At 71.5% G+C, this 25,554-nt stretch carries 21 protein-coding genes and 1 pseudogene; 11 read left to right on the top strand and 11 right to left on the bottom strand.

What is annotated here, in order from left to right; genetic code table 11:
* Positions 1–329: 329 nt before the first annotated feature.
* The gene (locus HEP85_RS22915; RefSeq protein ID WP_168529436.1) at positions 330–797 is read right to left on the bottom strand and encodes a hypothetical protein; all 468 of its coding nucleotides are present in this window, start codon (positions 795–797) and stop codon (positions 330–332) included.
* Between the two features lie 132 nt (positions 798–929).
* Here HEP85_RS22915 and HEP85_RS22910 point away from each other — a divergent pair.
* From HEP85_RS22910 to HEP85_RS22900, 3 genes and pseudogenes are all read left to right on the top strand, one after another.
* Positions 930–1,267 (top strand): annotated as a pseudogene (locus tag HEP85_RS22910) (YnfA family protein).
* 145 nt (positions 1,268–1,412) lie between these two features.
* Positions 1,413–2,189 carry an SDR family NAD(P)-dependent oxidoreductase gene (locus HEP85_RS22905; protein ID WP_329289578.1) on the top strand — a complete coding sequence of 259 codons (777 nt, stop codon included), beginning with the start codon at positions 1,413–1,415 and terminating at the stop codon, positions 2,187–2,189.
* Entirely contained in the window at positions 2,189–2,347 is a 159-nt protein-coding gene (locus HEP85_RS22900; RefSeq protein ID WP_168529434.1) for a hypothetical protein, read from the top strand. The genes HEP85_RS22905 and HEP85_RS22900 overlap by 1 nt, the downstream gene beginning before the upstream one ends.
* 58 nt (positions 2,348–2,405) lie before the next feature.
* Here the strand turns inward: HEP85_RS22900 and HEP85_RS22895 are convergent, their stop codons facing one another.
* Positions 2,406–3,599: an RtcB family protein gene (locus HEP85_RS22895; RefSeq protein WP_168529432.1), complete on the bottom strand. Its 1,194-nt coding sequence runs from the start codon at positions 3,597–3,599 to the stop codon at positions 2,406–2,408.
* Positions 3,600–3,813: 214 nt separating this feature from the next.
* On the opposite strand from HEP85_RS22895, the gene HEP85_RS22890 reads away from it, so the two are divergent.
* The 3 genes from HEP85_RS22890 to HEP85_RS22880 all read left to right on the top strand — a co-directional run bounded on the left by HEP85_RS22890 (position 3,814) and on the right by HEP85_RS22880 (position 7,284).
* Positions 3,814–4,662 (top strand): DUF3558 domain-containing protein, encoded by an 849-nt coding sequence (locus HEP85_RS22890; protein WP_168529431.1) that lies wholly within the window; start codon positions 3,814–3,816, stop codon positions 4,660–4,662.
* Positions 4,663–4,809: 147 nt separating this feature from the next.
* Positions 4,810–5,733, top strand: a complete 924-nt coding sequence (locus HEP85_RS22885; RefSeq protein ID WP_168529429.1) for a DUF3558 family protein — start codon at positions 4,810–4,812, stop codon at positions 5,731–5,733.
* A 201-nt stretch (positions 5,734–5,934) separates the two neighbouring features.
* Positions 5,935–7,284 (top strand): DUF2637 domain-containing protein, encoded by a 1,350-nt coding sequence (locus HEP85_RS22880; protein WP_369658132.1) that lies wholly within the window; start codon positions 5,935–5,937, stop codon positions 7,282–7,284.
* Between the two features lie 72 nt (positions 7,285–7,356).
* Here the strand turns inward: HEP85_RS22880 and lysS are convergent, their stop codons facing one another.
* Positions 7,357–9,099, bottom strand: a complete 1,743-nt coding sequence (gene lysS / locus HEP85_RS22875) for a lysine--tRNA ligase (RefSeq protein WP_168529427.1) — start codon at positions 9,097–9,099, stop codon at positions 7,357–7,359.
* A 190-nt stretch (positions 9,100–9,289) separates the two neighbouring features.
* Between lysS and argS the strand changes: the two genes are divergently transcribed.
* Together argS and HEP85_RS22865 are read left to right on the top strand one after the other, a co-directional pair.
* Positions 9,290–11,059 (top strand): arginine--tRNA ligase, encoded by a 1,770-nt coding sequence (gene argS / locus HEP85_RS22870; protein WP_369657808.1) that lies wholly within the window; start codon positions 9,290–9,292, stop codon positions 11,057–11,059.
* A 175-nt stretch (positions 11,060–11,234) separates the two neighbouring features.
* Entirely contained in the window at positions 11,235–12,149 is a 915-nt protein-coding gene (locus HEP85_RS22865) for a DUF4253 domain-containing protein (RefSeq protein WP_168529425.1), read from the top strand.
* 61 nt (positions 12,150–12,210) lie between these two features.
* On the opposite strand, the gene HEP85_RS22860 is transcribed toward HEP85_RS22865, so the two are convergent.
* Both HEP85_RS22860 and HEP85_RS22855 read right to left on the bottom strand, forming a co-directional pair.
* Complete coding sequence (locus HEP85_RS22860) at positions 12,211–13,113, bottom strand: SAM-dependent methyltransferase (protein WP_168529423.1); 903 nt, start codon at positions 13,111–13,113, stop codon at positions 12,211–12,213.
* A 92-nt stretch (positions 13,114–13,205) separates the two neighbouring features.
* Entirely contained in the window at positions 13,206–14,525 is a 1,320-nt protein-coding gene (locus tag HEP85_RS22855) for a helix-turn-helix domain-containing protein (RefSeq protein ID WP_356016506.1), read from the bottom strand.
* Between the two features lie 210 nt (positions 14,526–14,735).
* On the opposite strand from HEP85_RS22855, the gene HEP85_RS22850 reads away from it, so the two are divergent.
* Positions 14,736–15,455 carry a DUF4232 domain-containing protein gene (locus HEP85_RS22850; RefSeq protein ID WP_168529417.1) on the top strand — a complete coding sequence of 240 codons (720 nt, stop codon included), beginning with the start codon at positions 14,736–14,738 and terminating at the stop codon, positions 15,453–15,455.
* A gap of 30 nt (positions 15,456–15,485) precedes the next feature.
* Here the strand turns inward: HEP85_RS22850 and hemB are convergent, their stop codons facing one another.
* The 6 genes from hemB to HEP85_RS22820 all read right to left on the bottom strand — a co-directional run bounded on the left by hemB (position 15,486) and on the right by HEP85_RS22820 (position 22,769).
* A complete protein-coding gene (gene hemB / locus HEP85_RS22845; protein WP_168529415.1) occupies positions 15,486–16,478 on the bottom strand; it encodes a porphobilinogen synthase in 993 nt (330 codons plus the stop codon).
* Between the two features lie 314 nt (positions 16,479–16,792).
* Positions 16,793–18,508, bottom strand: coding sequence for a bifunctional uroporphyrinogen-III C-methyltransferase/uroporphyrinogen-III synthase (locus tag HEP85_RS22840; RefSeq protein WP_168529414.1), 1,716 nt, complete (start codon positions 18,506–18,508; stop codon positions 16,793–16,795).
* A complete protein-coding gene (gene hemC / locus HEP85_RS22835) occupies positions 18,505–19,449 on the bottom strand; it encodes a hydroxymethylbilane synthase (RefSeq protein ID WP_282189911.1) in 945 nt (314 codons plus the stop codon). Before hemC ends, HEP85_RS22840 begins: the two co-directional genes overlap by 4 nt.
* A 131-nt stretch (positions 19,450–19,580) precedes the next feature.
* Positions 19,581–21,347, bottom strand: coding sequence for a glutamyl-tRNA reductase (locus HEP85_RS22830; RefSeq protein WP_168529412.1), 1,767 nt, complete (start codon positions 21,345–21,347; stop codon positions 19,581–19,583).
* Positions 21,344–22,105, bottom strand: a complete 762-nt coding sequence (locus HEP85_RS22825) for a redox-sensing transcriptional repressor Rex (protein ID WP_168529411.1) — start codon at positions 22,103–22,105, stop codon at positions 21,344–21,346. Before HEP85_RS22825 ends, HEP85_RS22830 begins: the two co-directional genes overlap by 4 nt.
* Before the next feature lie 319 nt (positions 22,106–22,424).
* Entirely contained in the window at positions 22,425–22,769 is a 345-nt protein-coding gene (locus tag HEP85_RS22820) for a glutaredoxin family protein (protein ID WP_168529410.1), read from the bottom strand.
* Positions 22,770–22,957: 188 nt separating this feature from the next.
* Here HEP85_RS22820 and HEP85_RS22815 point away from each other — a divergent pair, with 188 nt between their 5' ends.
* Positions 22,958–23,902: an HAD family phosphatase gene (locus HEP85_RS22815; protein ID WP_168529409.1), complete on the top strand. Its 945-nt coding sequence runs from the start codon at positions 22,958–22,960 to the stop codon at positions 23,900–23,902.
* Positions 23,903–24,565: 663 nt separating this feature from the next.
* Entirely contained in the window at positions 24,566–25,342 is a 777-nt protein-coding gene (locus HEP85_RS22810) for an ECF subfamily RNA polymerase sigma factor, BldN family (protein ID WP_148012257.1), read from the top strand.
* The last annotated feature ends 212 nt before the right edge of the window (positions 25,343–25,554 follow it).

The raw sequence follows: 25,554 nt of genomic DNA, 5'->3' as shown, positions 1-25,554 counted from the left end.
ACCTATTCCCGACCCCTCTCCCCCCGGCGCCACTCCGCTCCCGTTCCCCGGGCGCGGCACCGCTCCACCCCTGCCCTCCGGGCGCCGCCCCTCACCCTCCGGGGGACGAGGACCACCCGCCCCGCGGCCCGCCCCCGCCCCGGGCGCCTCGGCACCGGGCGAAAACCCGGGTACGCACGCTACGAGGACTCCCGGCCGGTACTCCCCCGGCCGGAGGCTGGGGGAGTACCGGCCGGAAGCCCGCGTACTGGACGTACTCGGGTTTTCGCCCGGTGCGGCAAAAGTGCGTGCCAGGCGTCGCGAGGCAGACGGGACTTTCGCAACACGCCCTAGAAGGCGTACGAGTCACCCGTGTCCAGCGCCAGCACCCGCTGCCGGTCGTTGGCGTGGTTGCGGTCCACCGCGCCGCCGCCCCACACCGTGTCGATCTCCAACGTCACCTCGGACGGAGCCTCACGCAGCCGTACCGTCAGATCGATCGGACCCCCCAGCCCGTCCGCCGGCAGTTCCCCCGTCCGGCACACCACGCTGCGCCCGCCCGAGCGCGCGCAGCCGTCCGGCAGCCGCTGCTGGTCCGCGAGCGGGACCGACCAGCGCAGCCGGACCGTCGCTTCGGCGACCGGGCTCGGGCCGTGGTTCTGCGGGGTCAGCCGCAGGTCGAAGAGCCCGGCCGCCATGGCCACGGAGCCGTGGTAGGCGAGGTCGGCCTCCGGGGAGAGGGCCCGCACCGGGCACGCCCCGGCCACCACCACGACCGCCCCCGCACCCAGCGCACCCACCGCAGAGAGAATCCGCATGCCGTCACTTCCTTCGCTCGGAACACCCAGAACGCTCATCGGGTCACCCGATGTATGCCACCCCTGACCGCCGACAGGCGCCCTCCAACAGGTGACGGCGGCCGTGCGGAACGCCCGTGCGAAGGTGACCTCATGGTGATCGTCCGTTCCGTGGTCCTCTCGTCGTCGCCGCCCTCTTCGAGATCGGCGGCGCCTGGCTGGTCTGGCAAGGCGTCCGCGAGCATCGCGGCTGGCTCTGGATCGGCGCCGGCGTCATGGCACTGGGCGTCTACGGCTTCGTGGCCACGCTCCAGCCGGACGCCGAGTTCGGCCGCATCCTCGCCGCGTACGGCGGGGTCTTCGTGGCCGGCTCGCTCGCCTGGGGCGTGGTCGCGGACGGCTACCGCCCCGACCGCTGGGACATCAGCGGCGCGCTGATCTGCCTCGCCGGCATGGCCGTGATCATGTACGCGCCGCGCGGCGCGCGCTGAGACGGCCCGCCCGGGAAGCGGACGGACTCGACGCGCGCGACGGCCGCCTGCCTATCCTGGCCAGGACCGACCACCGCATGCCGTACGCCCGTGCGCGCACCCCGACGTGCGCGCGGCCGTACGCCGTACGCCTCTGGAGCAGCCCATGACGTCCGCCGCGCCCTCCGCCTCCTCCCGCATCGCCGTCGTCACCGGCGCGAGCAGCGGCATCGGCGCGGCGACGGCCCGGCAGCTCGCCGCGGCCGGCTACCGCGTCGTCCTGACCGCCCGCCGCAAGGACCGCATCGAGGCGCTGGCCGAGGAGATCAACGCGGCGGGGCACCAGGCCGCCGCGTACACGCTGGACGTCACGGACCGCGCGGCGGTGGACGAGTTCGCCACGGCCTTCGGCACGATCGGCGTCCTGGTCAACAACGCGGGCGGCGCGCTGGGCGCCGACCCGGTGGCGACCGGCGACCCGGCCGAGTGGCGGCAGATGTACGAGACGAACGTCATCGGCACGCTGAACGTCACCCAGGCCCTGCTGCCCGCCCTCACCGCCAGCGGCGACGGCACGGTGGTGGTGCTCTCCTCCACCGCCGGCCACGGCACCTACGAGGGCGGCGCCGGCTACGTCGCGGCCAAGCACGCCGAGCACGTCCTCGCCGAGACCCTCCGGCTGGAGATCGTCGGCACCCCGGTCCGTGTCATCGAGGTCGCGCCCGGCATGGTCAAGACGGACGAGTTCGCGCTGACCCGCTTCGGCGGCGACACGGCGAAGGCGGAGAAGGTGTACGCGGGCGTTGCCGAACCGCTCACCGCCGACGACGTGGCGGACACCATCACCTGGGCGGTCACCCGCCCCAGCCACGTCAACATCGACCTTCTCGTGGTGCGCCCCCGCGCCCAGGCGTCCAACACGAAGGTCCACCGGGAGCTGTGATGCCGGACGAGACGCCGGACGCGCTCTCCCCGGAGCAACGCCGGCTGGCCGAGGAGAAGAAGAACGAACGCATGGTCTGGTACTACCTCGCGTACTTCCTCTTCGGCATCCACATCGTGGCGTTCGTGATGATCTACGCGGTGATGCACGCGAAGTAGTCCCGTGCGTCCGCGCACGAGGGCCCGGACCGGCGACGGCCCGGGCCCCGCTCACGCTTCAGCCCTTCACGCAGACGACCTGCTTCAGCTTCGCCACGACCTCCACGAGGTCGCGCTGCTGCTCGATGACCTGCTCGATCGGCTTGTACGCGCCCGGGATCTCGTCGACGACGCCGGAGTCCTTGCGGCACTCGACGCCCCGCGTCTGCTCCTCCAGGTCCCGCGTCGAGAAGCGGCGCTTCGCCGCGTTGCGGCTCATGCGCCGGCCCGCGCCGTGCGACGCCGAGTTGAAGGACTTCTCGTTGCCGAGGCCCTTCACGATGTACGAGCCCGTCCCCATCGACCCCGGGATGATGCCGAACTCCCCGGCGCGGGCGCTGATGGCGCCCTTGCGCGTGACGAGCAGGTCCATGCCTTCGTAGCGCTCGATGTTGACGTAGTTGTGATGGCAGCTGACCTCCGGCTCGAAGGTCGGCTTCGCCTTCCTGAACTCCTTGCGGATCACGTCCTTCAGGAGCGCCATCATCAGCGTGCGGTTGTACTTCGCGTACTCCTGCGCCCAGAACAGGTCGTTGCGGTAGGCCGCCATCTGCGGGGTGTCCGCGACGAAGACCGCCAGGTCACGGTCGACGAGGCCCTGGTTGTGCGGGAGCTTCTGGGCGACGCCGATGTGGTGCTCGGCCAGTTCCTTGCCGATGTTCCGCGAACCGGAGTGCAGCATCAGCCAGACGGAACCGGTCGTGTCCGTGCAGATCTCGACGAAATGGTTGCCCGAGCCGAGCGTCCCCATCTGCTTCGCCGCCCGCTCCTGGCGGAACTTCACGGCATCCGCGATCCCGTCGAACCGCCCCCACAGGTCGTCCCACCCCGCCGCGGCCAGTCCGTGCACGTCGCCGGGCTCGAGGGGCGCGTCATGCATCCCCCGCCCCACCGGGATCGCCTGCTCGACCTTCGACCGGAGCCGGGACAGATCCCCCGGCAGGTCGCCCGCGGTCAGCGACGTCTTGACCGCGGACATCCCGCAGCCGATGTCGACGCCCACCGCCGCCGGGCACACCGCGTCCCGCATCGCGATGACCGACCCGACCGTGGCGCCCTTCCCGAAATGCACGTCCGGCATCACGGCGAGGCCCTTGATCCACGGCAGGGTCGCCACGTTCTGCAGCTGGCGCAGCGCGACGTCCTCGACCGACGCCGGGTCGGCCCACATCCGGATGGGTACCTGCGCGCCCGGCATCTCCACGTACGACATAACATCCTCATTCCCCCGGAAAGCAACAAAAGTCATACAACGCAAAAGCGGCGCCAAGGTCTACGTAAAGGACAACGGACCGGCGTCCACGGCAGTGCGTGCGATACACATTGTCTGCAGGGGCCGCCCCCGCGCGGCAACCGAATAACCACAGGACAGCACCACAGGACCTCCCGGGCCACGGGCCCCGGGGTCCGTCGAGAGGAGCCTCACCGTGCAGCGGAAGGCGTACGTCCCCGGGACCGCCGTGCTCCTCGCGGCCCTGCTCGCCGGCTGCACCGGCGGTTCGGGAGGCGGGGACACCACGACGGACTCCAAGCCGGGTGACGTCGGCGCGACCACCCCCGCCGCCCAGCCGGGCAAGTACCGCACACTGCCGGAGGCCTGCGCCGCCGTCAGCCACGACAGCCTCGACTCGCTGCTGCCCGGCATCAAGCAGATCACCGACCAGGAGCAGCGCGACACCGCGTACGAGGGCGAGGCCACCCTCACCTACGACACCGACCGCCGCGTCGGCTGCGGCTGGAAGGTGGAGTCGACCGACGCCACCGACCATCTCCTCGTCGACTTCGAGCGCGTGGTCTCGTACGACAACGCGATCAGCGACGACGCCCGCGCCCAGGACATCTACGCGACCAAGGAGGCGGCGGCGGACCTCCCCGCGCCCGCCGGTTCGGCCACCGCGTCCGCCACCGGCAGCGCGTCCGCCACCGGCTCCGGCTCCGGCTCCGGCAGCGGGGCCCCCACCCCGTCCTCCTCCGCGTCCACTCCCGTGACCGGCGGCGGGACCCCCTCCGCCGGTACGAGCGGGACCCCGGCCGACCTCCAGCCCCGCCGGCTCGACTCCGTGGGCGACGATGCGTTCCTCGACGACAAGCTCAACTCGGCCTCCTCGACCACCCAGCAGCGCACGGTGACTGTGGTGTTCCGCACGTCCAACGTGATCGTGACGGTCGAGTACGCCGAGCAGCCGACCGCCTCCGCGGGCGCCCCGGACAGCAAGGAAATGCAGGACAAGGCACGGAATCTGGCCCAGAAGCTGGTCGACCGGTTCAACGGTTAGGGGGCCCGCGGGGGCGGCCGGGGCTCCTCCGCGAACCCCTGGAACCGGAAACACCCGGCTGCCTCACCGCGTACCGTGGCCCCTCGGACCCGACCGGCCGCACGTTCCATGTGCGGCCGCACCACGAGCGCCACGAGTGAAGGAACCATGCACCGACCAGCACAGCGAGTAGGCCGAGCCCCGCGACTCACCCGCATCCTCGTCAGCGCAGCCGCCGTCCCGGTGATGCTCGTCGCCGCCGGCTGTTCCTCGGACTCCGGCTCGGACTCGGGCTCCGGTTCCGGTTCCGGAGACGCGAAGCCGAGTACCGGCACGAGTGCGGCGGGATCACCGGACGCCACCGCGAACGCCGTCAAGGAGGCCGCGTACGCGACGCTGCCGAAACCCTGCTCGGTGCTCTCGAAGAAGACGCTGGACGAGCTCGTCCCGAAGGGGCTGAAGTCGGCCAAGGCAGGCCAGTCGAACGACGCCGCGACCCGCGGCAACTGCTCCTGGAACAGCCTCGACAACAAGGGCGTCAAGGGCTCGCAGTTCCGCTGGCTGAACGTCTCCCTGCTGCGCTTCGACTCGGACGCGGCCCGCGGCGAGGGCAATCAGCTCGCGCAGACCTACTACGAGAAGCAGGTCAAGGACGCGCAGACGGTGACCGGCGCGAAGGGCTCCGGCTCGGCGCCGGTGTCCGGGGCCGGCGACGCGTCGACGGCGGTGCACTACGACCTGAAGAAGAAGGAAGGCACCTTCAAGCAGCAGACGGTCGTGACGCGCGTCGAGAACGTCGTCATCACGCTCGACTACAACGGCGCCGGTCTGGCCGGCGACAAGGCGCCCGGCGCGGACGACCTGACGAAGGCCGCCGAGAAGGCGGCCAAGGAGGTGGTGGCCGCGGTGGCCACCGCGAACCGGGACGGCAGCAGGTCCGGCGGTGCGCCGGACCGGTCCGGCGCACCCTCGAAGTCGACGTCCCCGTCCGCTTCCGCCTCGAAGTCCGCGAAGCCGTCGAAGTCCCCGAGCCCTTCGAAGTCGGCCTCCAAGAGCGCTTCCCCTTCCAAGTCCGCGGCCGCGAAGAGCTGACATCGCGGCCGCTTCGGCGGCTCAACTCGTAGGTGTTCCAGCGCATTTGACGGAGCCCGGGTCCTGCGGGGACCGGGCTCCTTGGCTACCGCCCACCCGTACGCCGTACACATGTGCCACCCTGTTGCGCGCAACAACACGCAAGGAACAACACGCAAGGGGAGGGGAGTACGGGTGTCCGCGCCCATTCAGCTCACCCGGATGCACCGGATTCTCATCGGCCTGGTCGTCGCCGGTGCGCTCGTCATCGCGGGAATCGGCTTCGCGGGTTCGTACGCGGCCGTGCGCGAACTTGCCCTCAAGAAGGGCTTCGGGAACTTCGCGTACGTCTTCCCGATCGGCATCGACGCGGGCATCTGCGTCCTGCTGGCACTGGACCTCCTCCTCACCTGGATCAGGATCCCCTTCCCGCTGCTGCGCCAGACGGCGTGGCTGCTGACGGTCGCCACGATCGCGTTCAACGGCGCCGCGGCCTGGCCGGACCCGCTGGGCGTCGGCATGCACGCCGTGATCCCGGTCCTGTTCGTGGTCTCCGTCGAGGCGGCCCGGCACGCGATCGGCCGGATCGCCGACATCACCGCCGACAAGCACATGGAGGGCGTCCGCCTCACCCGCTGGATGCTCTCCCCGCTCCCCACCTTCCTCCTGTGGCGCCGGATGAAGCTGTGGGAACTGCGCTCCTACGAGCAGGTCATCAAGCTGGAGCAGGAGCGGCTGGTCTACCAGGCCCGGCTGCGCTCCCGCTTCGGCCGCGCCTGGCGCCGCAAGGCCCCGGTGGAGTCCCTGATGCCGCTGCGCCTCGCGCGCTACGGCGTCCCGCTCGCCGAAACCGCCCCCTCGGGCCTGGCCGCGGCCGGCATCGAGCCCGCGCTGCCCCCCGCGCCGCAGTTGGAGGTGGCGCGCGGGCCGGAACCGACGGCGTCCGCCGTACCGGGCAACGCGGCGCCTGTCCGGGAACAGCTCGCCGCCGCCGAGGCGGACGAGCCTCCCGGGCAGCCGGAGGACTACGCCGAGCCGCAGAGTCAGTGGCTTCAGGCGCGGGACCCCCAGTCCGTCGCGTATCAGGGCGGCTACGACCCGACGTACGACCCGGATGTCGCGTACCGGCAGTGGTACGAGGAGCAGCAGCAGGCCGAGCAGTTCGAGGAGCAGCAACAGTTCCGGGCCCGGCAGCAGTTCGAGGAACAGCAGCGGTTCGAGCAGCAGACGTTCCCGCAGCAGACGTTCCCGCGGCAGCGGTTCGAGGAGCAGCGGTTCGAGGAACAGCCCGCCCCGGAGCCCTCTCCGGAGGACACCGGCACCTTCCCGATCCCGTCCGGCCCGGGGCGTACCCGTGAGCTGGGTGCGGGCGGGGGTTCGGAGCCGACCGAGGAGGACTACTACCTGGTCTTCAAGAAGTCGATAGACGGCAGCTATCCGACCTCGGGCCAGTTCAGGGGCGACGTGGAGGCGACCTACGGCACCACGCTCCCGCAGCGCGAGGCCGACCGCATGGTCAACCGCTTCACCAACCGCCACACGGCGGAACTCCAGGAGGACCACATCGCGTAGGCGCGTCGGCGTGCACGAGAAGGGGGCGCCCGGTGGATCACCGGGCGCCCCCTTCCTCGTACGGCCGAGGGCCTACGCGGCGAGCAGCTTGCGGACCCGGTCCTGGCCGACCGCGAGGAGCAGCGTGGGCAGGCGCGGGCCGGTGTCGCGGCCGACGAGCAGGTGGTAGAGCAGCGCGAAGAACGTGCGCTGGGCGACCTTGATCTCCGCCGGGAGCTCCTTGGCGGTGGCGTCGGCCGGGAAGCCGGCCTGGACCTTGGGGACGCCGTAGACGAGATGGGTCAGGCCGTCCAGGGACCAGTTCTTGTCCAGGCCGTCCAGGAGCAGCCGCAGCGACTCGCGTCCCTGGTCGTCGAGGGACGCGAGCAGTTCGGCGTCGGGCTCGGCGCGCACGACGGTGCGCTCCTCCGCCGGGACCTGGGTGTTGATCCAGGTCTCGGCCTTGTCGAGCCGGGGCCGGACCTCGTCGAGCGAGCCGAGCGGGTTCTCCGGGTCGAGCTCGCTCAGGATGCGCAGGGTCTGGTCCTCGGCGCCGGCGGTGATGTCGGCGACGGAGGCGAGGGTGCGGTACGCCATCGGGCGGGGAGTCCTGGGCAGTTCACCGGCGGCCGTGCCGACGGCGCGGGCGTGGGCGGCGGCGTCGGCGGGCAGCACGGAGCCGTCGGCGACCTTGCCCGCGAGCTTGTCCCACTCGTCGTAGAGCCGCTGGATCTCCTGGTCGAAGGCGATCTTGAACGACTGGTTGGGGCGGCGGCGGGCGTACAGCCAGCGCAGCAGCTGCGGCTCCATGATCTTCAGCGCGTCGGCCGGGGTGGGGACCCCGCCCTTGCTGCTGGACATCTTGGCCATGCCGCTGATGCCGACGAAGGCGTACATCGGTCCGATCGGCTGCTCGCCGCCGAAGATCCCGACGATCTGGCCGCCGACCTGGAAGGAGGACCCCGGGGACGAGTGGTCGACGCCGCTCGGCTCGAAGACCACACCCTCGCGGGCCCAGCGCATCGGCCAGTCGACCTTCCAGACCAGCTTGCCGCGGTTGAACTCGCTGAGCCGGACGGTCTCGGAGAAACCGCAGGCCGAGCAGGTGTACGTCAGCTCGGTCGTCTCGTCGTCGTAGGCCGTGACGGTGGTGAGGTCCTTCTCGCACCGGCCGCAGTAGGGCTTGTACGGGAAGTACCCGGAGGTGGAGCTGCCGTCGTCCTCGGCGGCGGCGCCGGAGCCCTCGGCGGCTTCGAGCTCGGCCTCGTCGACGGGCTTCTGGCCCTGCTGCTTCTTGGCCGGGGCCTTCTTGGTGCGGTACTGCTCCAGGACGGCGTCGATGTCGCCGCGGTGCCTCATCGCGAACAGGACCTGCTCGCGGTAGGCGCCCGCGGTGTACTGCTCGGTCTGGCTGATCGGGTCGTACTCGACGCCGAGCTCGGCCAGCGCGTCGGTCATCGCGGCCTTGAAGTGCTCGGCCCAGTTCGGGTGCTCCGAGCCCTCGGGAGCGGGGACGGAGGTCAGCGGCTTGCCGATGTGCTCGGCCCAGGACTCGTCGATGCCGGGGACGCCCGCCGGGACCTTGCGGTAGCGGTCGTAGTCGTCCCAGGAGATCAGGTGGCGCACGGTGAGTCCGCGGCGGCGGATCTCGTCGGCGACCAGGTGCGGGGTCATGACCTCGCGCAGGTTGCCGAGGTGGATGGGGCCGGAGGGGGAGAGTCCGGACGCGACGACGACCGGTTTGCCCGGGGCACGACGCTCCGACTCGGCGATGACCTCGTCCGCGAAACGGGAGACCCAGTCGGTGGTCTCGGTGCTCTGAGCCACGATCGGCACGTCCTTCTTTCTGATACGCCAGTACGGCTGACCGGACCATTCTCCCAGCTGGGACCGGAACCACGAAAACGGCTTTTCAGTGCCCCTCGTCACCCGGCGCCGCCGGTCCGTCGCAGCGAATTCCGCTTGCTCCCCCATGGGATACTGGCCGGGTCCATCTGAATCCCTCGAGGAGAACGGCATCCACCCCATGGCCTCGGTCACGTCCCTCACCGCTTCCGTCCACCAGCGCCTCGCGGACGCCCTCACGGCAGCCCTGCCGGAGGCCGGTTCCGCGGACCCGCTGCTGCGACGAAGCGACCGGGCCGACTTCCAGGCCAACGGGATCCTGGCGCTCGCGAAGAAGGCGAAGGCGAACCCGAGAGAGCTGGCGACGCAGGTCGTGGCGCGGGTCGAGTCGGGTGAGGTGATCAAGGACATCGAGGTCTCCGGACCCGGCTTCCTGAACATCACGATCACCGACCGGGCGATCACCGAGAACCTGGCGGCGCGGTACGCGGACGGCGAGCGCCTCGGCGTGCCGCTCGTGGAGCACCCGGGCACGACGGTGATCGACTACGCGCAGCCGAACGTGGCGAAGGAGATGCACGTAGGTCACCTCCGCTCGGCCGTGATCGGTGACGCGGTGGTCCAGATCCTGGAGTTCGTGGGCGAGTCCGTCGTACGGCGTCACCACATCGGCGACTGGGGCACCCAGTTCGGCATGCTCATCCAGTACCTGATCGAGCACCCGCACGAGCTGGACCACCAGGGCGGCGAGGTCTCCGGCGAGGAGGCCATGTCGAACCTGAACCGGCTCTACAAGGCGGCGCGGACGCTCTTCGACTCCGACGAGGAGTTCAAGACGCGGGCGCGGCGCCGGGTGGTGGACCTCCAGGCGGGCGAGCCCGAGACGCTGGCCATGTGGCAGAAGTTCGTGGACGAGTCGAAGATCTACTTCTACTCGGTCTTCGAGAAGCTGGACATGGAGATCCGCGACCCGGACGTGGTCGGCGAGTCCGGTTACAACGACATGCTGGACGAGACCTGCCGTCTCCTGGAGGAGTCCGGCGTCGCGGTCCGCTCGGAGGGCGCCCTGTGCGTCTTCTTCGACGACATCAAGGGCCCCGAGGGCAACCCGGTGCCGCTGATCGTGCGGAAGTCGGACGGCGGCTACGGCTACGCGGCGACCGACCTGTCCGCGATCCGCGACCGTGTCTTCCGGCTCAAGGCGTCGACGCTCCTGTACGTCGTGGACGCCCGCCAGTCCCTGCACTTCAAGATGGTCTTCGAGACCGCGCGCAGGGCGGGCTGGCTGAACGACGACGTGAAGGCGCACCAGCTCGCCTTCGGCACGGTGCTGGGCAAGGACGGCAAGCCGTTCAAGACCCGTGAGGGCGAGACGATCCGGCTGGTGGACCTGCTGGACGAGGCGATCGAGCGGGCGACGACCGTGGTCCGCGAGAAGGCCGAGAAGGTGGGCCTGAGCGAGCAGGAGATCGTGGAGAACGGCCGGTACGTCGGTATCGGCGCCGTGAAGTACGCGGACCTCTCCACCTCCGCCGTCCGGGACTACAAGTTCGACCTGGACCAGATGGTCTCGCTGAACGGCGACACGTCGGTGTACCTCCAGTACGCGTACGCCCGTATCCGGTCGATCTTCGGCAAGGCCGGTGACCGTACGGCGCTGGCGCACCCGGAGCTCGAACTGGCCCCGGCGGAGCGGGAACTGGGCCTGCACCTGGACCGGTTCGCGGAGACGCTGGAGGAGGTCGCCGCGGAGTACGCGCCGCACAAGCTGGCGGCGTACCTGTACCAGCTGGCGTCGCTCTACACGACGTTCTACGACCAGTGCCCGGTGATCAAGCCGGCGCCGGCCCAGGAGGTGGCGGAGAACCGGCTGTTCCTCTGCGACCTGACGGCCCGGACCCTCCACCAGGGCATGGCCCTGCTGGGCATCCGGACGCCCGAGCGGCTCTGACGGCCGGGCGGGACGCGCGGACCTCGCGGCCCCGGTGCGACGGTGACATCACCGTCCCACCGGGGCCGTCGTCGCGGCATCAACTTCTTTCGGCCGCACCGTCGTTGAGGCTGTCGCGAGGCAGGAACGGGGGGCTCGCCTCGCGTTGTCAGTGGCGGCCCCTACAGTCACCGGCATGGCGACACTTCCTAACCCGCTGCCGAAGCTGGCGGCCGACCCGAGCGGCCACACGCTCGGGCTTGAACTCCCGGCCGGGAGACTGATCGACGCTGGGGGTACCTCCCACGCCCTTGAGGCAGTGGGGGAGAACGACGGCCCGTCGCGCGAGCCGCTGCTGTGGCACGCCGGCGGACCGGCGGCCCCCGGCGGCTGGGCGGCGCTGGAGCCCGCGCGGCGGACGTCCGGGCTGCTCCCCCTCGTCATCGACGTGGGTGGTGCTCAGGGCGCCCCGGAGGACTGGGAGTTGATGCCGGGCGAGGTGTCGTACCCCGGGGACCACGACGCCGAGGACGTACTCGCGGAGTTCTGGGACGAGTACGCGGCGGAGGAACTCGGCGCGGACGAGGACTACCCCGGCAGGCAGGCCGTCGTCGAGGTCTTCGGCGAGCGGCCGACGTACGACGAGAAGGTCGCGCCGTTCGGCCCCGCCTGGCCCGGTCTCGCGCCCGCCACGGAACAGGAGACCGACCCCGACACCCGTGCCGCCGAGATCGCCGACTCCCTCACGGACAGCGGCTCGTGGCTCAAGGAGCCGCGCCTCGCGCTGGTCCCGGCCCGCCGCAGCGCGGACGTCCCGGCGGCGATCGGCTGGTCCGGCCCGCTGAACCACGAGGGTGACGTGGCCCGCCTGTGCGCGGTGCTGCGCTCCTGGGAGGACCGCTTCGGCATACGGGTCGTGGCCCTCACCTTCGACCGGCTGGTGCTGTCGGTGGCGGCGCCGCCCCGGACCCGGGACGAGGCCGAGGCGGTGGCGGCCGAGCACTTCGCGTTCTGCCCGGACAACATCACCCAGGGCCACCACGAGACGCTGCGCGCGTACGCGGAGCACGAGGTGCTCGGCCGGCGGGTGTGGTCCTTCTGGTGGGACTGAGCCCCCTCGGGCGGCGGGGGCGGCGGTGCGGGAGACCCGGCCCGCCGCCCCCGCCGGGCGTTCAGCGCTTGACGGCGGTCGCCCCGTAGACGTTGATGTCGGCGTCCGTGACGTCGTTGATGTCGCGGTAGCGGACCTTCTCGATGTCGTCGAGGCTCGCGAGGTACCCCGGATCGGCCACCTCGGGAGCGGGCGCCGCCCCGTCGGGCCGCCAGTGGTGCACGGGGACGACACCCGGCTCGTCCGGTTCGAGCCCGTTCTCCGTGAAGAACCGCTCGACCTCGGCCTTGGACCGCAGCACGAACGTGAACCCGCGCTCGGTGTACGTCCGCTGCACCGCCCGGACGTTCTCGGCGTTCAGGTCCTCGGTGAGATGGCTGAGCACCACCCGGCTCCCGGACGGCAGCGCCTTCACCAGATCACGGACGATCGGATAGGCCTCGTCGTCCTCGATGAAGTGCAGGATCGCCACCAGCACGAGCGCGACCGGCTGGTCGAGGTCGAGGGTCTTGGCGGCCTCCTGGAGAATCTGCGCGGGCTGCTTGAGGTCCGCGTCGACGTAGTCGGTCACCCCCTCCGGCCCACTGGTGAGCAGCGCCCGCGCGTGGGCGAGGACCACCGGGTCGTTGTCGACGTACACGACCCGGGACGTGGGCTCGATCCGCTGGGCGATCTGGTGCACGTTCTCCTGCGTCGGCAGTCCCGTACCTATGTCCAGGTACTGGCGGATGCCGTCCTCCCGGGTCAGCGTGGTCACCGCGCGCCGCAGGAAGTCCCGGTTGTGCCGGACGTCGAGGTATCCGCGCGGGTTGGCCGCGAGCGCCGCGGCGGCAGCGTTCCGGTCGACCGGGTAGTTGTCCTTGCCCCCGAGGAAGACGTCGTAGACGCGAGCCGGGTGCGCCTTGGTGGTGTCGATCCTCCTTCTCAGCTCGGCGGGGTCCTGGCTGAGAGCATCACCGGGCATAAAGCCTCTCCCTGGAGAGTCGCGTTATCAAACGAGCAACAACCTAACTCCTGGGGCGACTTGATCGTGCCCGGGTCGGCGACACCAGAGCCCTACCCGGCGGGAGCCGCCGTCTGCCACTCGCTTCCGCCCAGCGGATAGTCGTACGCGGGACGTCCGAGGCTCCCGCTCGTCCGGAACGGCTTCCCGTGGTCGTCGACCCGCACCGTGCCGCTCTTCGACCCGCTGGACCAGTCCAGCTCCAGGTACCAGCTCACGTCGTGCGCCTGGGCGTCCGCGAAGACGTAGAACACCTCGGGGTCGGACTCACTGACCTTGTAGGGGAAGTCCCGCTGTCCGGCCTTGGGCGCGGTCACGGGCCGCCCCGCGTCGAGGTCCACGGCGAACGACTTGGTCTCCACACCGCCACCGCAGCCGACGCCCATCGCGTAGTCGTTCCAGGCGAGCGGCGCGTTCTTCTCCAGCACCCGCACATGCAGACCCCGCAGGACGACGGTGGCCCTCCCGGTGCCCTGCACGGTCAGCGCGAGCATCTGCTGCCCGCCGGCGACCCCGCCGAGCGCGCCGACCCACCCCCGCGCGTCCGCCTCGTTGGGCGGCGGCGGCACCTGCTCGGCCTTCCGGTTCACCAGATAGTGCTGACTGCACGGGCCGTCCCACTTGTACGGGTCGGCGACGACGGTCGGCGCGGTGGCGCCGTCCTCGCCGGCGCCCTTCCCGGTTGAGGCGTCCTGGTCCACCGGGTCCACCGCCCCGCCGATCGACGAGGAGGACGCCGTGGGTCCGCCGTCGCGCGAGGCGGACGGCGACGCCGACCCCTGACGCGCGCCGGTCGGGGTGCTGTCGGCACGCAGGCGCGCGCCGGGCGGTATGCCGAGGGCCACGGCATGCCCCTTGGTGTCGTCGTCGCTCGTGCCGGACCCGAGGCGCACGACGAGCGCGGTGGAGGCGACGGCGGCCAGCACGACGGCACCGGCGGCGGCGAGCGCCACGGCCCGTCGACTCCGCCGCACCGGCGCCTGAGCGACGGCCTCCTGGCCCGCCTCCGGACCAGCCTCCAGCCCGGCCTCCTGGCCCGCCTCCGGACCAGCCTCCTGACCGGTCTCCGGCACGAAACCCGGCCCGGCACCCGCGACGACGTCCGGCAGGGCCCCCGCGACCGCGCCCTTCTGCCCCCGCAGCGCGTCCGCGAGAACCCACCGCCGGTGCAGATCCACCAGCTCCTCCGGCGTCGCCCGGCACGCCCGCGCGAGCCGCTCCACCGGCGCGTAGTCCGTCGGTACGGCGTCCCCGTTCACGTACCGGTGCAGCGTGGACGTACTCACGTGCAGCCGCTTCGCGAGCGCCCCGTAACTGAGCCCGGACCGCTCCTTCAACTCCCGAAGCAATCCCGCGAACTCGTCCCCGGCCACCGTTCCCCCATCCCCCGCGTCCCGGGCCGCATTCCAGGGGGATGACATTCCCCCAGGTCAGACCCCTTACGAACGTTCCGGCGTCCCGTATCTCCCGGCAACCGTGGCGGCTGGGAGGGATCACCCCACAAGCTGTGGCCATCCAAGCACGCCGCTCGCCCCGACCGTTCGAGCGGCCGACCCGGTCCGACATCCACAGGGGGATCACCCATGTCCGCACGCACCGTCCGTACCCGTCTGCTCGCCGCCTCGACGGTCGCGCTCGCCGCGCTCGCCCTCACGGCGTGCGACAACGGAAAGGGCGTACGGGACGAGGGCCCGTCCGCCGCGTCACAGTCCTCGGCTCAGCCGGGCGGTTCGACGACGGCGAAGCCGGCGGCCGACAGCGGCGCCTCGACGGGAGGCTCGGCCGCCACCCCGACGAAGGGCTCCACGAAGGGCTCCGCGAACGGTTCCTCCGGCAAGACGGGCGGCGGCAAGGCCACGGGAGGCGGCACCGGCACGGGCGGCACGGGCGGCACCCGGAACGCCGCCTGCAACGGCGCCAACACCCGGACCACCGCGACCGAGGTGTCCCGCCCCCTCAACCACCTGCTCCTCACCGTCACCAACACCGGCTCGAAGAACTGCGACCTGACCGGCTACCCGATCGCCCGCTTCGGCGAGGCCCAGTCGGTCCCCCCGGTCGCCGAGCAGACCCACCCGCAGGCGGTCGTCACCCTCGCCCCGGGCGAGTCCGGCTACGCGGGCGTCCTCCTGTCGGCCGGCGACGGCAGCGGCGGCAACGGCTACACGGCGAAGACCCTGGTGGTCGGCTTCGCGAAGGGCGCCACCTCGACCCCGGCCCTCCCCGCGAAGGGCGTGTACGTCGACGACAAGCTCACGGTGACGTACTGGCAGCAGAGCCTGGACGACGCGCTGTCCTACTGAGCCTTCCCGGGGCCACCGGCCGAAGGCGGCCTAGCGCAGCGTCCGGGCGACCTCGGTCGCCCAGTAGGTGAGGATGTTCCGCGCCCCGGCCCGCTTGATGCCGGTCAGCGTCTCCAGGATCGCCTTGTCCCGGTCGATCCAGCCCTTCTCCGCCGCCGCCTCGATCATCGAGTACTCGCCGGAGATCTGGTACGCGGCCACGGGCACGTCCACCGCGTCGGCGACCCGCGCGAGAACGTCCAGGTAGGGTCCGGCCGGCTTCACCATCACCATGTCGGCGCCCTCCTCCAGGTCGAGGGCGAGCTCCCGCATGGACTCCCGGAGGTTCGCGGGATCCTGCTGGTACGTCTTGCGGTCGCCCTTGAGCGAGGAGCCGACGGCCTCCCGGAAGGGCCCGTAGAAGGCCGAGGAGTACTTGGCGGTGTAGGCGAGGATGGCGACGTCCTCGCGGCCGATCTGGTCCAGGGCGTCCCGGATGACGCCGATCTGCCCGTCCATCATCCCGCTGGGGCCCACCACATGGGCCCCGGCGTCGGCCTGGACCTGGGCCATCTCGGCGTAGCGCTCCAGGGTCGCGTCGTTGTCCACGCGCCCTTCCGCGTCGAGGACTCCGCAGTGCCCGTGGTCGATGGTCTCGTCCAGACACAGGTCGGACATGACGAGGAGTTCGTCCCCGACCTCGGCGCGCACATCACGGAGGGCGAGCTGCAGGATCCCGTCCGGATCGGTGCCGGGCGTCCCCACGGCGTCCTTCTTCGAGTCCTCCGGCACCCCGAAGAGCATGATCCCCGAGATTCCGGCCTCCACCGCCTCCAGGGCCGCCTTCTTCAGGCTGTCCCGGGTGTGCTGCACGACACCGGGCATCGCCCCGATCGGCACCGGCTCGCTCACGCCCTCCCGCACGAACGCGGGGAGGATGAAGTCGGCGGGGTGCAGCCGGGTCTCGGCGACCATGCGCCGCATCACCGGCGTCGTACGCAGCCGCCGCGGCCGCGTACCGGGGAAGGATCCGTACTTCGTCATCCCCCCACGCTACGCCCGCCGCCCCACCCCTTTTGCCGACATCGTGCCGGTACGGATACGGGTACGAAGGGTGCGGCTTGGTGCGGGTGGTTCTTCGGACGCGGGTGGGTGGGGGCTGGTCGCGCAGTTCCCCGCGCCCCTGTTCAGCCCGTCCGGCGATTGAGGACGAGCACTTCGGGCGAGCGCGGGTCCAGGGGGCACAGCGCCCCTGGCGAGGGTCTGGGGGCGGAGCCCCCAGGCAGGCGATGGGACGGGTAGGGGCGGCGGGGGCGAAAGAAAATCCACCCCGACCGCCCCGCACTCCCACCTCACACCTACGTGGCCCGCCGCCTCCGCGCCCCCGGCCGCCGCTCACTGGGCCGCGTCACCGGATCCCCGGCCTCCGCGGCGGCAGCCCGCCGCCGCAACCCGAAGTCCGCCAACGCCTCCGCCAGCTTGTGCACCGACGGCTCCGGAGCCATGACATCGACCCGCAGCCCGTGCTCCTCCGCCGTCTTGGCGGTGGCGGGACCGATACACGCGATCACCGTCACGTTGTGCGGCTTGCCCGCGATCCCGACCAGGTTCCGCACCGTGGACGAGGACGTGAACAGAACGGCGTCGAAGCCACCGCCCTTGATCGCCTCACGGGTCTCCGCCGGCGGCGGCGACGCCCGCACGGTCCGGTAGGCCGTGACGTCGTCGACCTCCCAGCCCAGCTCGATGAGCCCCGCGACCAGCGTCTCGGTGGCGATGTCCGCCCGCGGCAGGAACACCCGGTCGATCGGGTCGAACACCGGGTCGTACGGCGGCCAGTCGTCCAGCAGCCCGGCGGCGGACTGCTCCCCGCTCGGCACCAGGTCCGGCTTCACGCCGAAGGCGACCAGCGCCTTCGCCGTCTGCTCGCCCACCGCCGCGACCTTGATCCCGGCGAAGGCCCGCGCGTCGAGCCCGTACTCCTCGAACTTCTCCCGCACCGCCTTCACCGCGTTGACCGACGTGAAGGCGATCCACTCGTAGCGCCCGGTGACGAGCCCCTTGACCGCACGCTCCATCTGCTGCGGCGTACGCGGCGGCTCGACGGCGATCGTGGGCACCTCGTGCGGCACGGCGCCGTACGAACGCAGCTGGTCGGAGAGCGAGGCCGCCTGCTCCTTCGTGCGCGGCACGAGCACCTTCCAGCCGAACAGCGGCTTGGACTCGAACCACGACAACTGGTCGCGCTGGGCGGCGGCGGAACGCTCACCGACCACGGCTATCACCGGCCGGCCGCCGTCCGGGGACGGCAGCACCTTGGCCTGCTTGAGGGTCTGCGCGATGGTCCCGAGCGTGGCAGACCAGGTCCGCTGCCGCGTGGTCGTACCCGCGACCGTCACCGACATCGGTGTATCGGGCTTGCGGCCCGAGGCGACGAGCTCTCCCGCGGCCGCGGCCACGGAGTCGAGCGTCGCCGACACGACGACCGTGCCGTCCGACGCCCCGACCTCGGTCCAGCACCGGTCGGAGGCCGTCCGCGCGTCGACGAACCGCACGTCCGCGCCCTGCGCGTCCCGCAGCGGCACACCGGCGTACGCGGGCACGCCCACGGCCGCCGCGACGCCGGGCACGACCTCGAACGGCACACCTGCGGCGGCGCAGGCCAGCATCTCCTCGGCGGCGTACGTGTCGAGCCCGGGGTCACCGGACACCGCACGCACGACCCGCTTGCCGCCCCGCGCGGCCTCCATGACAAGATTGGCGGCGTCCCTCGACGCGGGGTCACCAACGGCTGCTGACAAGGCGTCAACAACCGCTGACTGGGACGCGCCTGTGCCCGAGTACGGACCGGCGGACGTGCTGAAAGCCGTCTCCGTATCCGTGTTCAGCACGGCGACGTTCTGCCTGGCGTGCGCACGCACGACGTCGAGCACCTCGTGCCCGGCGACGAGGACGTCCGCGTTCGCCAGCGCCTCCACGGCGCGCAGTGTCAGTAGTCCCGGATCTCCGGGTCCGGCACCGAGGAAGGTGACGTGCCCGTGTTCGGGACCGGCGGGAAGGTTGGTGGGGCTCAATGTGCTCGCTCCCCCATCAGACCGGCCGCGCCCTTCGCAAGCATCTCGGCGGCGAGTTCACGGCCGAGCGCCCTTGCTTGGTCGTGCGTCTCGGGCACGGGACCGGTGGTGGACAACTGCACCAGCGTCGAGCCGTCGGTCGTGCCGACGACGCCGCGCAGGCGCATTTCCTTGACAATCTGCCCGTCCGCGAGGAGGTCGGCGAACGCACCCACGGGTGCGCTGCAGCCTGCCTCCAGGGCGGCGAGCAGGGACCGCTCGGCGGTCACGGCGACCCGGGTGAACGGGTCGTCGAGCTCTCCGAGCGCGGCGACGAGATCCGCGTTGTCCGCGGTGCACTCGATCGCCAGGGCCCCCTGGCCGGGGGCGGGCAAAACCGTGTCGACGGACAGGAAGTCCGTCACCTCGTCCAGCCGCCCCAGGCGGCTGAGGCCGGCGGCGGCGAGCACGACGGCGTCGAGCTCCCCACCGTGCACGTATCCGATCCGCGTGTCGACGTTCCCGCGGATCGCGACCGTCTCGATCGTCGTCCCGTGGTTGCGCGCGTACGCGTTCAGCTGGGCCATCCGGCGCGGCGAACCGGTACCGACCCGCGCGCCCCGGGGGAGCTGCGCGAAGGTGAGGCCGTCACGGGCGACGAGTACGTCGCGCGCGTCCTCGCGCACCGGCACGGCGGCCAGCACCAGCCCGTCGGGCTGCTCGGTCGGCAGGTCCTTGAGCGAGTGCACGGCGAAGTCGACCTCGCCGCGCAGCAGCGCCTCACGCAGCGCGACGACGAACACACCGGTGCCGCCGATCTGCGCGAGGTCCTCACGGGAGACGTCGCCGTACGTCGTGATCTCCACGAGCTCGACGGGCCGTCCGGTCACCTTGCCCACTGCGTCCGCCACCAGTGCGGACTGGGCCATGGCGAGTTTGCTGCGCCTGGTCCCCAGCCTCAGTGCCCCTTGTTCCGGCTCAGCCCCTCGGGGCGGTGCGTCCGGCGCCGGAAGTCCTTCGGTGCCCAGCCCATCGGGGCTGTGCGCGCTCGTACTCCCGCCGCCGGTGCGCCCCTGTGGCTCACGCGGCTCACTCATGCTCGCCCTCGGTTCTTGGCGTTCTCGGTGTTGTTCTCGGCCCGCGAGACGGAGGCGACCGTCTCCGGGTCCAGGTCGAACAGGGTTCGCAGCGCGTCCGCGTACCCGGCGCCACCGGGTTCGGCGGCGAGTTGCTTGACCCGTACGGTCGGCGCGTGCAACAGCTTGTCGACGACACGCCGTACGGTCTGTGTGATCTCGCCCCGCTGCTTGTCGTCGAGGTCCGGCAGCCGTCCGTCGAGCCGCGCGATCTCACTCGCGACGAGGTCGGCGGCCATGGTCCGCAGCGCCACGACGGTGGGCGTGATGTGGGCGGCCCGCTGGGCGGCGCTGAACGCGGCCACCTCGTCGGCGACGATCCGCCGCACCTGGTCCACGTCGGCGGCCATCGGCGCGTCCGCGGAGGCTTCGGCCAGCGACTCGATGTCGACCAGGCGCACGCCGAGCAGGCGGTGCACGGCCGCGTCGATGTCACGGGGCATGGCGAGGTCGAGCAGTGCCAGCGCGGGCGCGGGCCGGGGCGCCTCGGCGACCGGTTCGGGCCTGCGGCGCTCGGGAACCCGGCCGACGACGGCGACGGCCGCGGCGAGCGCCGCGATGGCCTCCGTGTCGGCCTCCGGGTCGAGGAGGCCCGCCGCGCGCGGGGCGCGGGCCGCCGCGTCGCCCTTGTCCACCCAGGCCGCGTGCTGCTCCAGCTCGGCGGCGCCCAGGCCGGCCACGGCGGCCTCGCCGAGCACGGAGAACCCGGCCGTGACCTGCACGGTGGACACCTCGAGCGGGCAGTTGTCCTCGGTGCCGAGGCTCGTGGGCGGGAGCGGCGCGTGGTCGTCCACGGCCGTGCCCGACGCCGTACGGGCAAACCGCGCGTCCGGTGCCGTACGAGCGGAGCCGACGCCCTGAACGACGCCCTGCCCCGTGCGTCCCGCCACGGCCGCCACGACCGACTCGGCCGTCAGGACGAGTCCCGTCGCGCCGGTGCAGGAGACGGCGACATCGGCACGTGTCAGCTCGACCGGCACCGCGTCCATCGGTACCGCGCGGGCCGTCACGTCCGAGGCGCCGCCCTCGTTCTCGTTGAGGATCTGCGCGAGCCGCTGCGCGCGGTCCGGCGTGCGGTTGGCGATGACGATCTCGGAGACCCCGGCGCGCGCGAGCGTCGCCGCGGCCAGCGAGGACATGGAGCCGGCCCCTATGACGAGGGCCCGCTTGCCCTTGGCCCAGACGTCGACGGGCGCGCCCGAGGACAGCTGTTCCAGGCCGAAGGTGACCAGGGACTGTCCGGCCCGGTCGATGCCGGTCTCGGAGTGCGCCCGCTTGCCGACCCGCAGCGCCTGCTGGAACAGGTCGTTCAGCAGACGGCCCGCGGTGTGCAGCTCCTGCGAGGCCGCCAGGGCGTCCTTGATCTGGCCGAGGATCTGGCCCTCGCCCACGACCATCGAGTCCAGCCCGCACGCCACCGAGAAGAGGTGGTGGACGGCCCGGTCCTCGTAGTGCACGTAGAGGTGGGGGGTGAGCTCCTCGAGCCCGACCCCGCTGTGCTGGGCGAGCAGCGTGGACAGCTCGGCGACGCCCGCGTGGAACTTGTCCACGTCGGCGTACAGCTCGATGCGGTTGCAGGTCGCGAGCACCGCGGCCTCGGCGGCCGGCTCGGCGGCGACGGTGTCCTGGACCAGCTTGACCTGCGTGTCCGCGGTCAGCGTGGCCCGCTCGAGGACGCTGACCGGGGCGCTGCGGTGGCTCAGCCCGACGACGAGGAGACTCATGCCGGCATCACGGCGGGAACGTCCCCGTCGGGTCCTTTGCCGTTGTTCTCCTGCGCGGCGGCCTGGGCGGCGGCACCGGCCTGGGCCTCGGCCTCCTCGCCGGCCTTGCGCTGCTCGTGGAAGGCGAGGATCTGGAGTTCGATCGAGAGGTCGACCTTGCGCACGTCGACGCCGTCCGGGACGGACAGGACGGTCGGCGCGAAGTTCAGGATGGAGGTGACCCCGGCGGCGACCAGCCGGTCGCAGACCTGCTGGGCCACGCCCGGCGGGGTGGTGATGACGCCGATGGAGACGCCGTTCTCGTCGATGATCTTCTCCAGGCCGTCGCTGTGCTGCACGGCGATGCCCGCGACCTGCTTTCCGGCCATCTCCGGATCGGCGTCGATCAGCGCGGCGACCCGGAAGCCGCGGGACGCGAACCCGCCGTAGTTGGCCAGCGCGGCGCCGAGATTACCGATGCCGACGATCACTACCGGCCAGTCCTGGGTCAGGCCCAGCTCGCGGGAGATCTGGTACACGAGATACTCGACGTCGTACCCCACACCGCGCGTCCCGTAGGAGCCCAGGTAGGAGAAGTCCTTGCGCAGCTTCGCGGAGTTGACCCCCGCCGCGGCCGCGAGCTCCTCGGAGGAGACCGTGGGGACCGAGCGTTCCGACAGTGCGGTGAGGGCTCGGAGGTACAGCGGAAGACGGGCGACGGTGGCCTCGGGAATTCCTCGGCTGCGGGTCGCCGGTCGGTGAGTTCGGCCAGTTGCCACGGTGCTCCTGCGGGTAGAGCGGGGCTGCAGGCGGTCACACGTACCTAGACCGCCCCGTCGAATGCAGGCTATGTCTTTGTGAACGCGTGCACAAAGATGGTGTCCGATTTGCCCGGGCAACGTGACGGGGGTCACGCATGCCCGGCGCGCGGGTATGGAACCAGCGCGCGGACCGCTTCGTTCCGCACCTGAAGGGGGCAAAACCGCACACACTCCTCAACGAATCCCGCCCCCGAGACCAATCGCCGTCGATCCTAGGCGACTTTCCGGACCACCTGGACTGCTCGGTCAGGACGGACTCGGGCCGGATCCCGCGCCGCTACGCGGCCAGGGCCTTGCGCAGGCGCCCCTCGTCCACGCGCCAGAACGTGTGCTGGGCGCCGTCCACCAGCACAACGGGGATCTGCTCCCAGTACGCGCGGTGCAGTTCCTCGTCCTGCGTGATGTCCTTCCCCTCCCACGGCACGCCGAGGTCTCCACACACCTTCTCCACCACTTGCTGTGCGTCATCACACAGGTGACAGCCGGGCTTCCTGATCAGCGTGACCAGCCGCTCACCCGGCGCCCTCGCCCCGGCCCTCCCGGACTTCTCCACGCGCTCCGCCTTCTCCGTCTTCTCCGTACGGCGCTCACCGCGCCCGAACATGGGACTCATACCGGCCATTCTCCCGCCGCGGGCGCACCAGGGACCCCTCTTCGGCGCGCGAGGCGACAACCGGCCCCGGAGACGGGCTCCGACGCGCCGATCGGAAACGCCGCGGACCGCTTCTTTAACGGCTCGGTCGCGGAGAGTTCACAGCTTCGAACCCTCGCGACTCCGGTACCACCGAACAAACTGGCTATGCTCACGCCATGGCCGCTCTCGGATGGCTCACTCCCCGTAGGCGCTCCGCCACCGCGCGGAGCGTGTTGGCAGGCGAGGCCTCGGCGGAGGCAGCGCGCAAGTCCTCGCAGGAACTGGAGGAACTCGCCCACGACGCCGAGCCGGACGTCCCCGACCGCGAACCGGAGTTCCCGGTGCTCGGTGACGACAAGGCCGCCGCCTTCTTCGACCTGGACAACACCGTCATGCAGGGCGCCGCGCTCTTCCACTTCGGGCGGGGCCTGTACAAGCGGAAGTTCTTCGAGACCCGCGATCTCGCCCGATTCGCCTGGCAGCAGGCATGGTTCAGGCTGGCCGGGGTCGAGGACCCCGAGCACATGCAGGACGCCCGCGACTCGGCGCTGTCGATCGTCAAGGGCCACCGGGTCGCCGAGCTGATGTCCATCGGCGAGGAGATCTACGACGAGTACATGGCCGAGCGCATCTGGCCCGGCACGCGTGCGCTCGCCCAGGCGCACCTGGACGCGGGCCAGAAGGTGTGGCTGGTGACGGCCGCCCCGGTCGAGATCGCGACGGTGATCGCCCGCCGCCTGGGCCTGACCGGCGCGCTGGGCACGGTCGCGGAGTCGGTGGACGGCGTCTACACCGGCAAGCTGGTCGGCGAGCCCCTGCACGGCCCGGCGAAGGCGGAGGCCGTCCGCGCGCTGGCCACGGCGGAGGGCCTGGACCTCACCCGGTGCGCGGCCTACAGCGACTCGCACAACGACATCCCCATGCTGTCCCTGGTCGGCCACCCCTACGCGATCAACCCGGACGCCAAGCTGCGCAAGCACGCGCGCGCCTTCGAGTGGCGGCTGCGGGACTACCGCACGGCGCGCAAGGCCGCGAAGGTCGGTATCCCGGCCGCGGCGGGCGTCGGCGCGGTGGCAGGCGGCACGGCCGCGGCCATCGCCCTCCACCGCCGTCGCCGCTGACCCCCGCCCACCCCTGGGGTCTCCGCCCCCAGCCCCCGGCCAGGGGCGCTGCGCCCCTGGGACCCCCGCTCGCCCGAAGGGCTCGTCCTCGAACGCCGGACGGGCTGAAGGTGCGGGCCCGAGCCGGATCGTTCCGGACGACCTGAAGATGCGCGCCCCGCGCCGGGTGGTTCCGCGCGGGCCGAAGACGCGGGCCCAGGCCGAGAACGCCGGGCGCGGGCCATGCCTTCAGGGGCGTGGGGAACTGCGCGACCAGCCCCCGCGCACCCGCACCCGAAGAACCCACCCCTCAGGGGGCCGGGGCGCAGCCCTGCCTCCCCACGGGCGCGGGGAAACGCCCGTCGGAAGGCACACCGCCCAGCCCATTCCGCCGGTCATACCCCCACAACGCCCCGGCCAGTCCCCCCGCTCCCACCCGGCCACAACACGCCCCGCACCCAGCCGGAACACGAACCGAACCGATCAACAATCGGTCACCGAACAACACTTGATCAGGCGTCAATCAGTTACAGAAGCGACGTAATCGATGATTTGAGCAACTGGGTGTAGCACTGCCTGTACGAAGCGTTATTCTCCTCAGACGCAAACCGGTACCCCTCCGTCGCTACGACGGGTGAATGGTCCCGCACTGAACGTGATGGAAGCTCTGCCTCTGGGAGTCCCGTGTACTCACACGTCGGGGTTGACGCCTCGGGCCTGGCTACGCTGCGCGCAACGGTCCTCGACCGCTTGCGCGGCTTCGTCCCCACCGCGTACGCCGTCCCCGCCTTCGCCTTCCCCGCGCCCGTCGGCCCGTGCTACGCACTGGCCGACGGCAGCGCGGCGGTAGGCAGGCGGGGCCGCTCCGGCTCGGCCGCCACGCCCACCGCACGCCGCCCGGCCGCAGACAGCGACAGCGCCCGGATGATGGACCTCGTCGAGCGCGCCCAGGCCGGCGAGGCCGACGCCTTCGGGCGGCTCTACGACCAGTACAGCGACACCGTGTACCGCTACATCTACTACCGCGTCGGCGGAAAGGCGACCGCGGAAGACCTCACCAGCGAGACGTTCCTGCGCGCCCTGCGCCGGATCGGCACCTTCACCTGGCAGGGCCGTGACTTCGGCGCCTGGCTGGTGACCATCGCCCGCAACCTGGTCGCCGACCACTTCAAGTCGAGCCGCTTCCGCCTGGAAGTGACCACCGGCGAGATGCTCGACGCGAACGAGGTCGAGCGCAGCCCCGAGGACTCCGTCCTGGAGTCACTGTCGAACGCGGCACTGCTCGACGCCGTACGACGCCTCAATCCCCAGCAGCAGGAGTGCGTCACCCTGCGCTTTCTGCAGGGGCTCTCCGTCGCCGAGACCGCCCGGGTGATGGGCAAGAACGAGGGCGCCATCAAGACGCTCCAGTACCGAGCTGTCCGCACCCTCGCCCGGCTCCTCCCGGACGACGCCCGCTGAAGCCCGTACCACGCCCCCTCCCGCACGACCCCCTACGCTCGGCGACACTCAACTCACCTTCTGTAAAAGTCTGTTGACTTCGTGGTCCGATCATCCGTCGTCCGTAACCCAAGTGCCGCGACGCTCGTTGTGCGGGATACAGGCTCCCTGTGGTCACTTCCCGGTCCCCACCGATCACCCGATCGTGTGGACACGCCCGGGGCGTGCAACCC

This window comes from Streptomyces sp. RPA4-2, from assembly GCF_012273515.2.
In the GTDB taxonomy this organism is placed as follows: Bacteria; Actinomycetota; Actinomycetes; order Streptomycetales; family Streptomycetaceae; genus Streptomyces; species Streptomyces kaempferi.
This window is presented reverse-complemented; position numbering and strand designations above follow the sequence as displayed.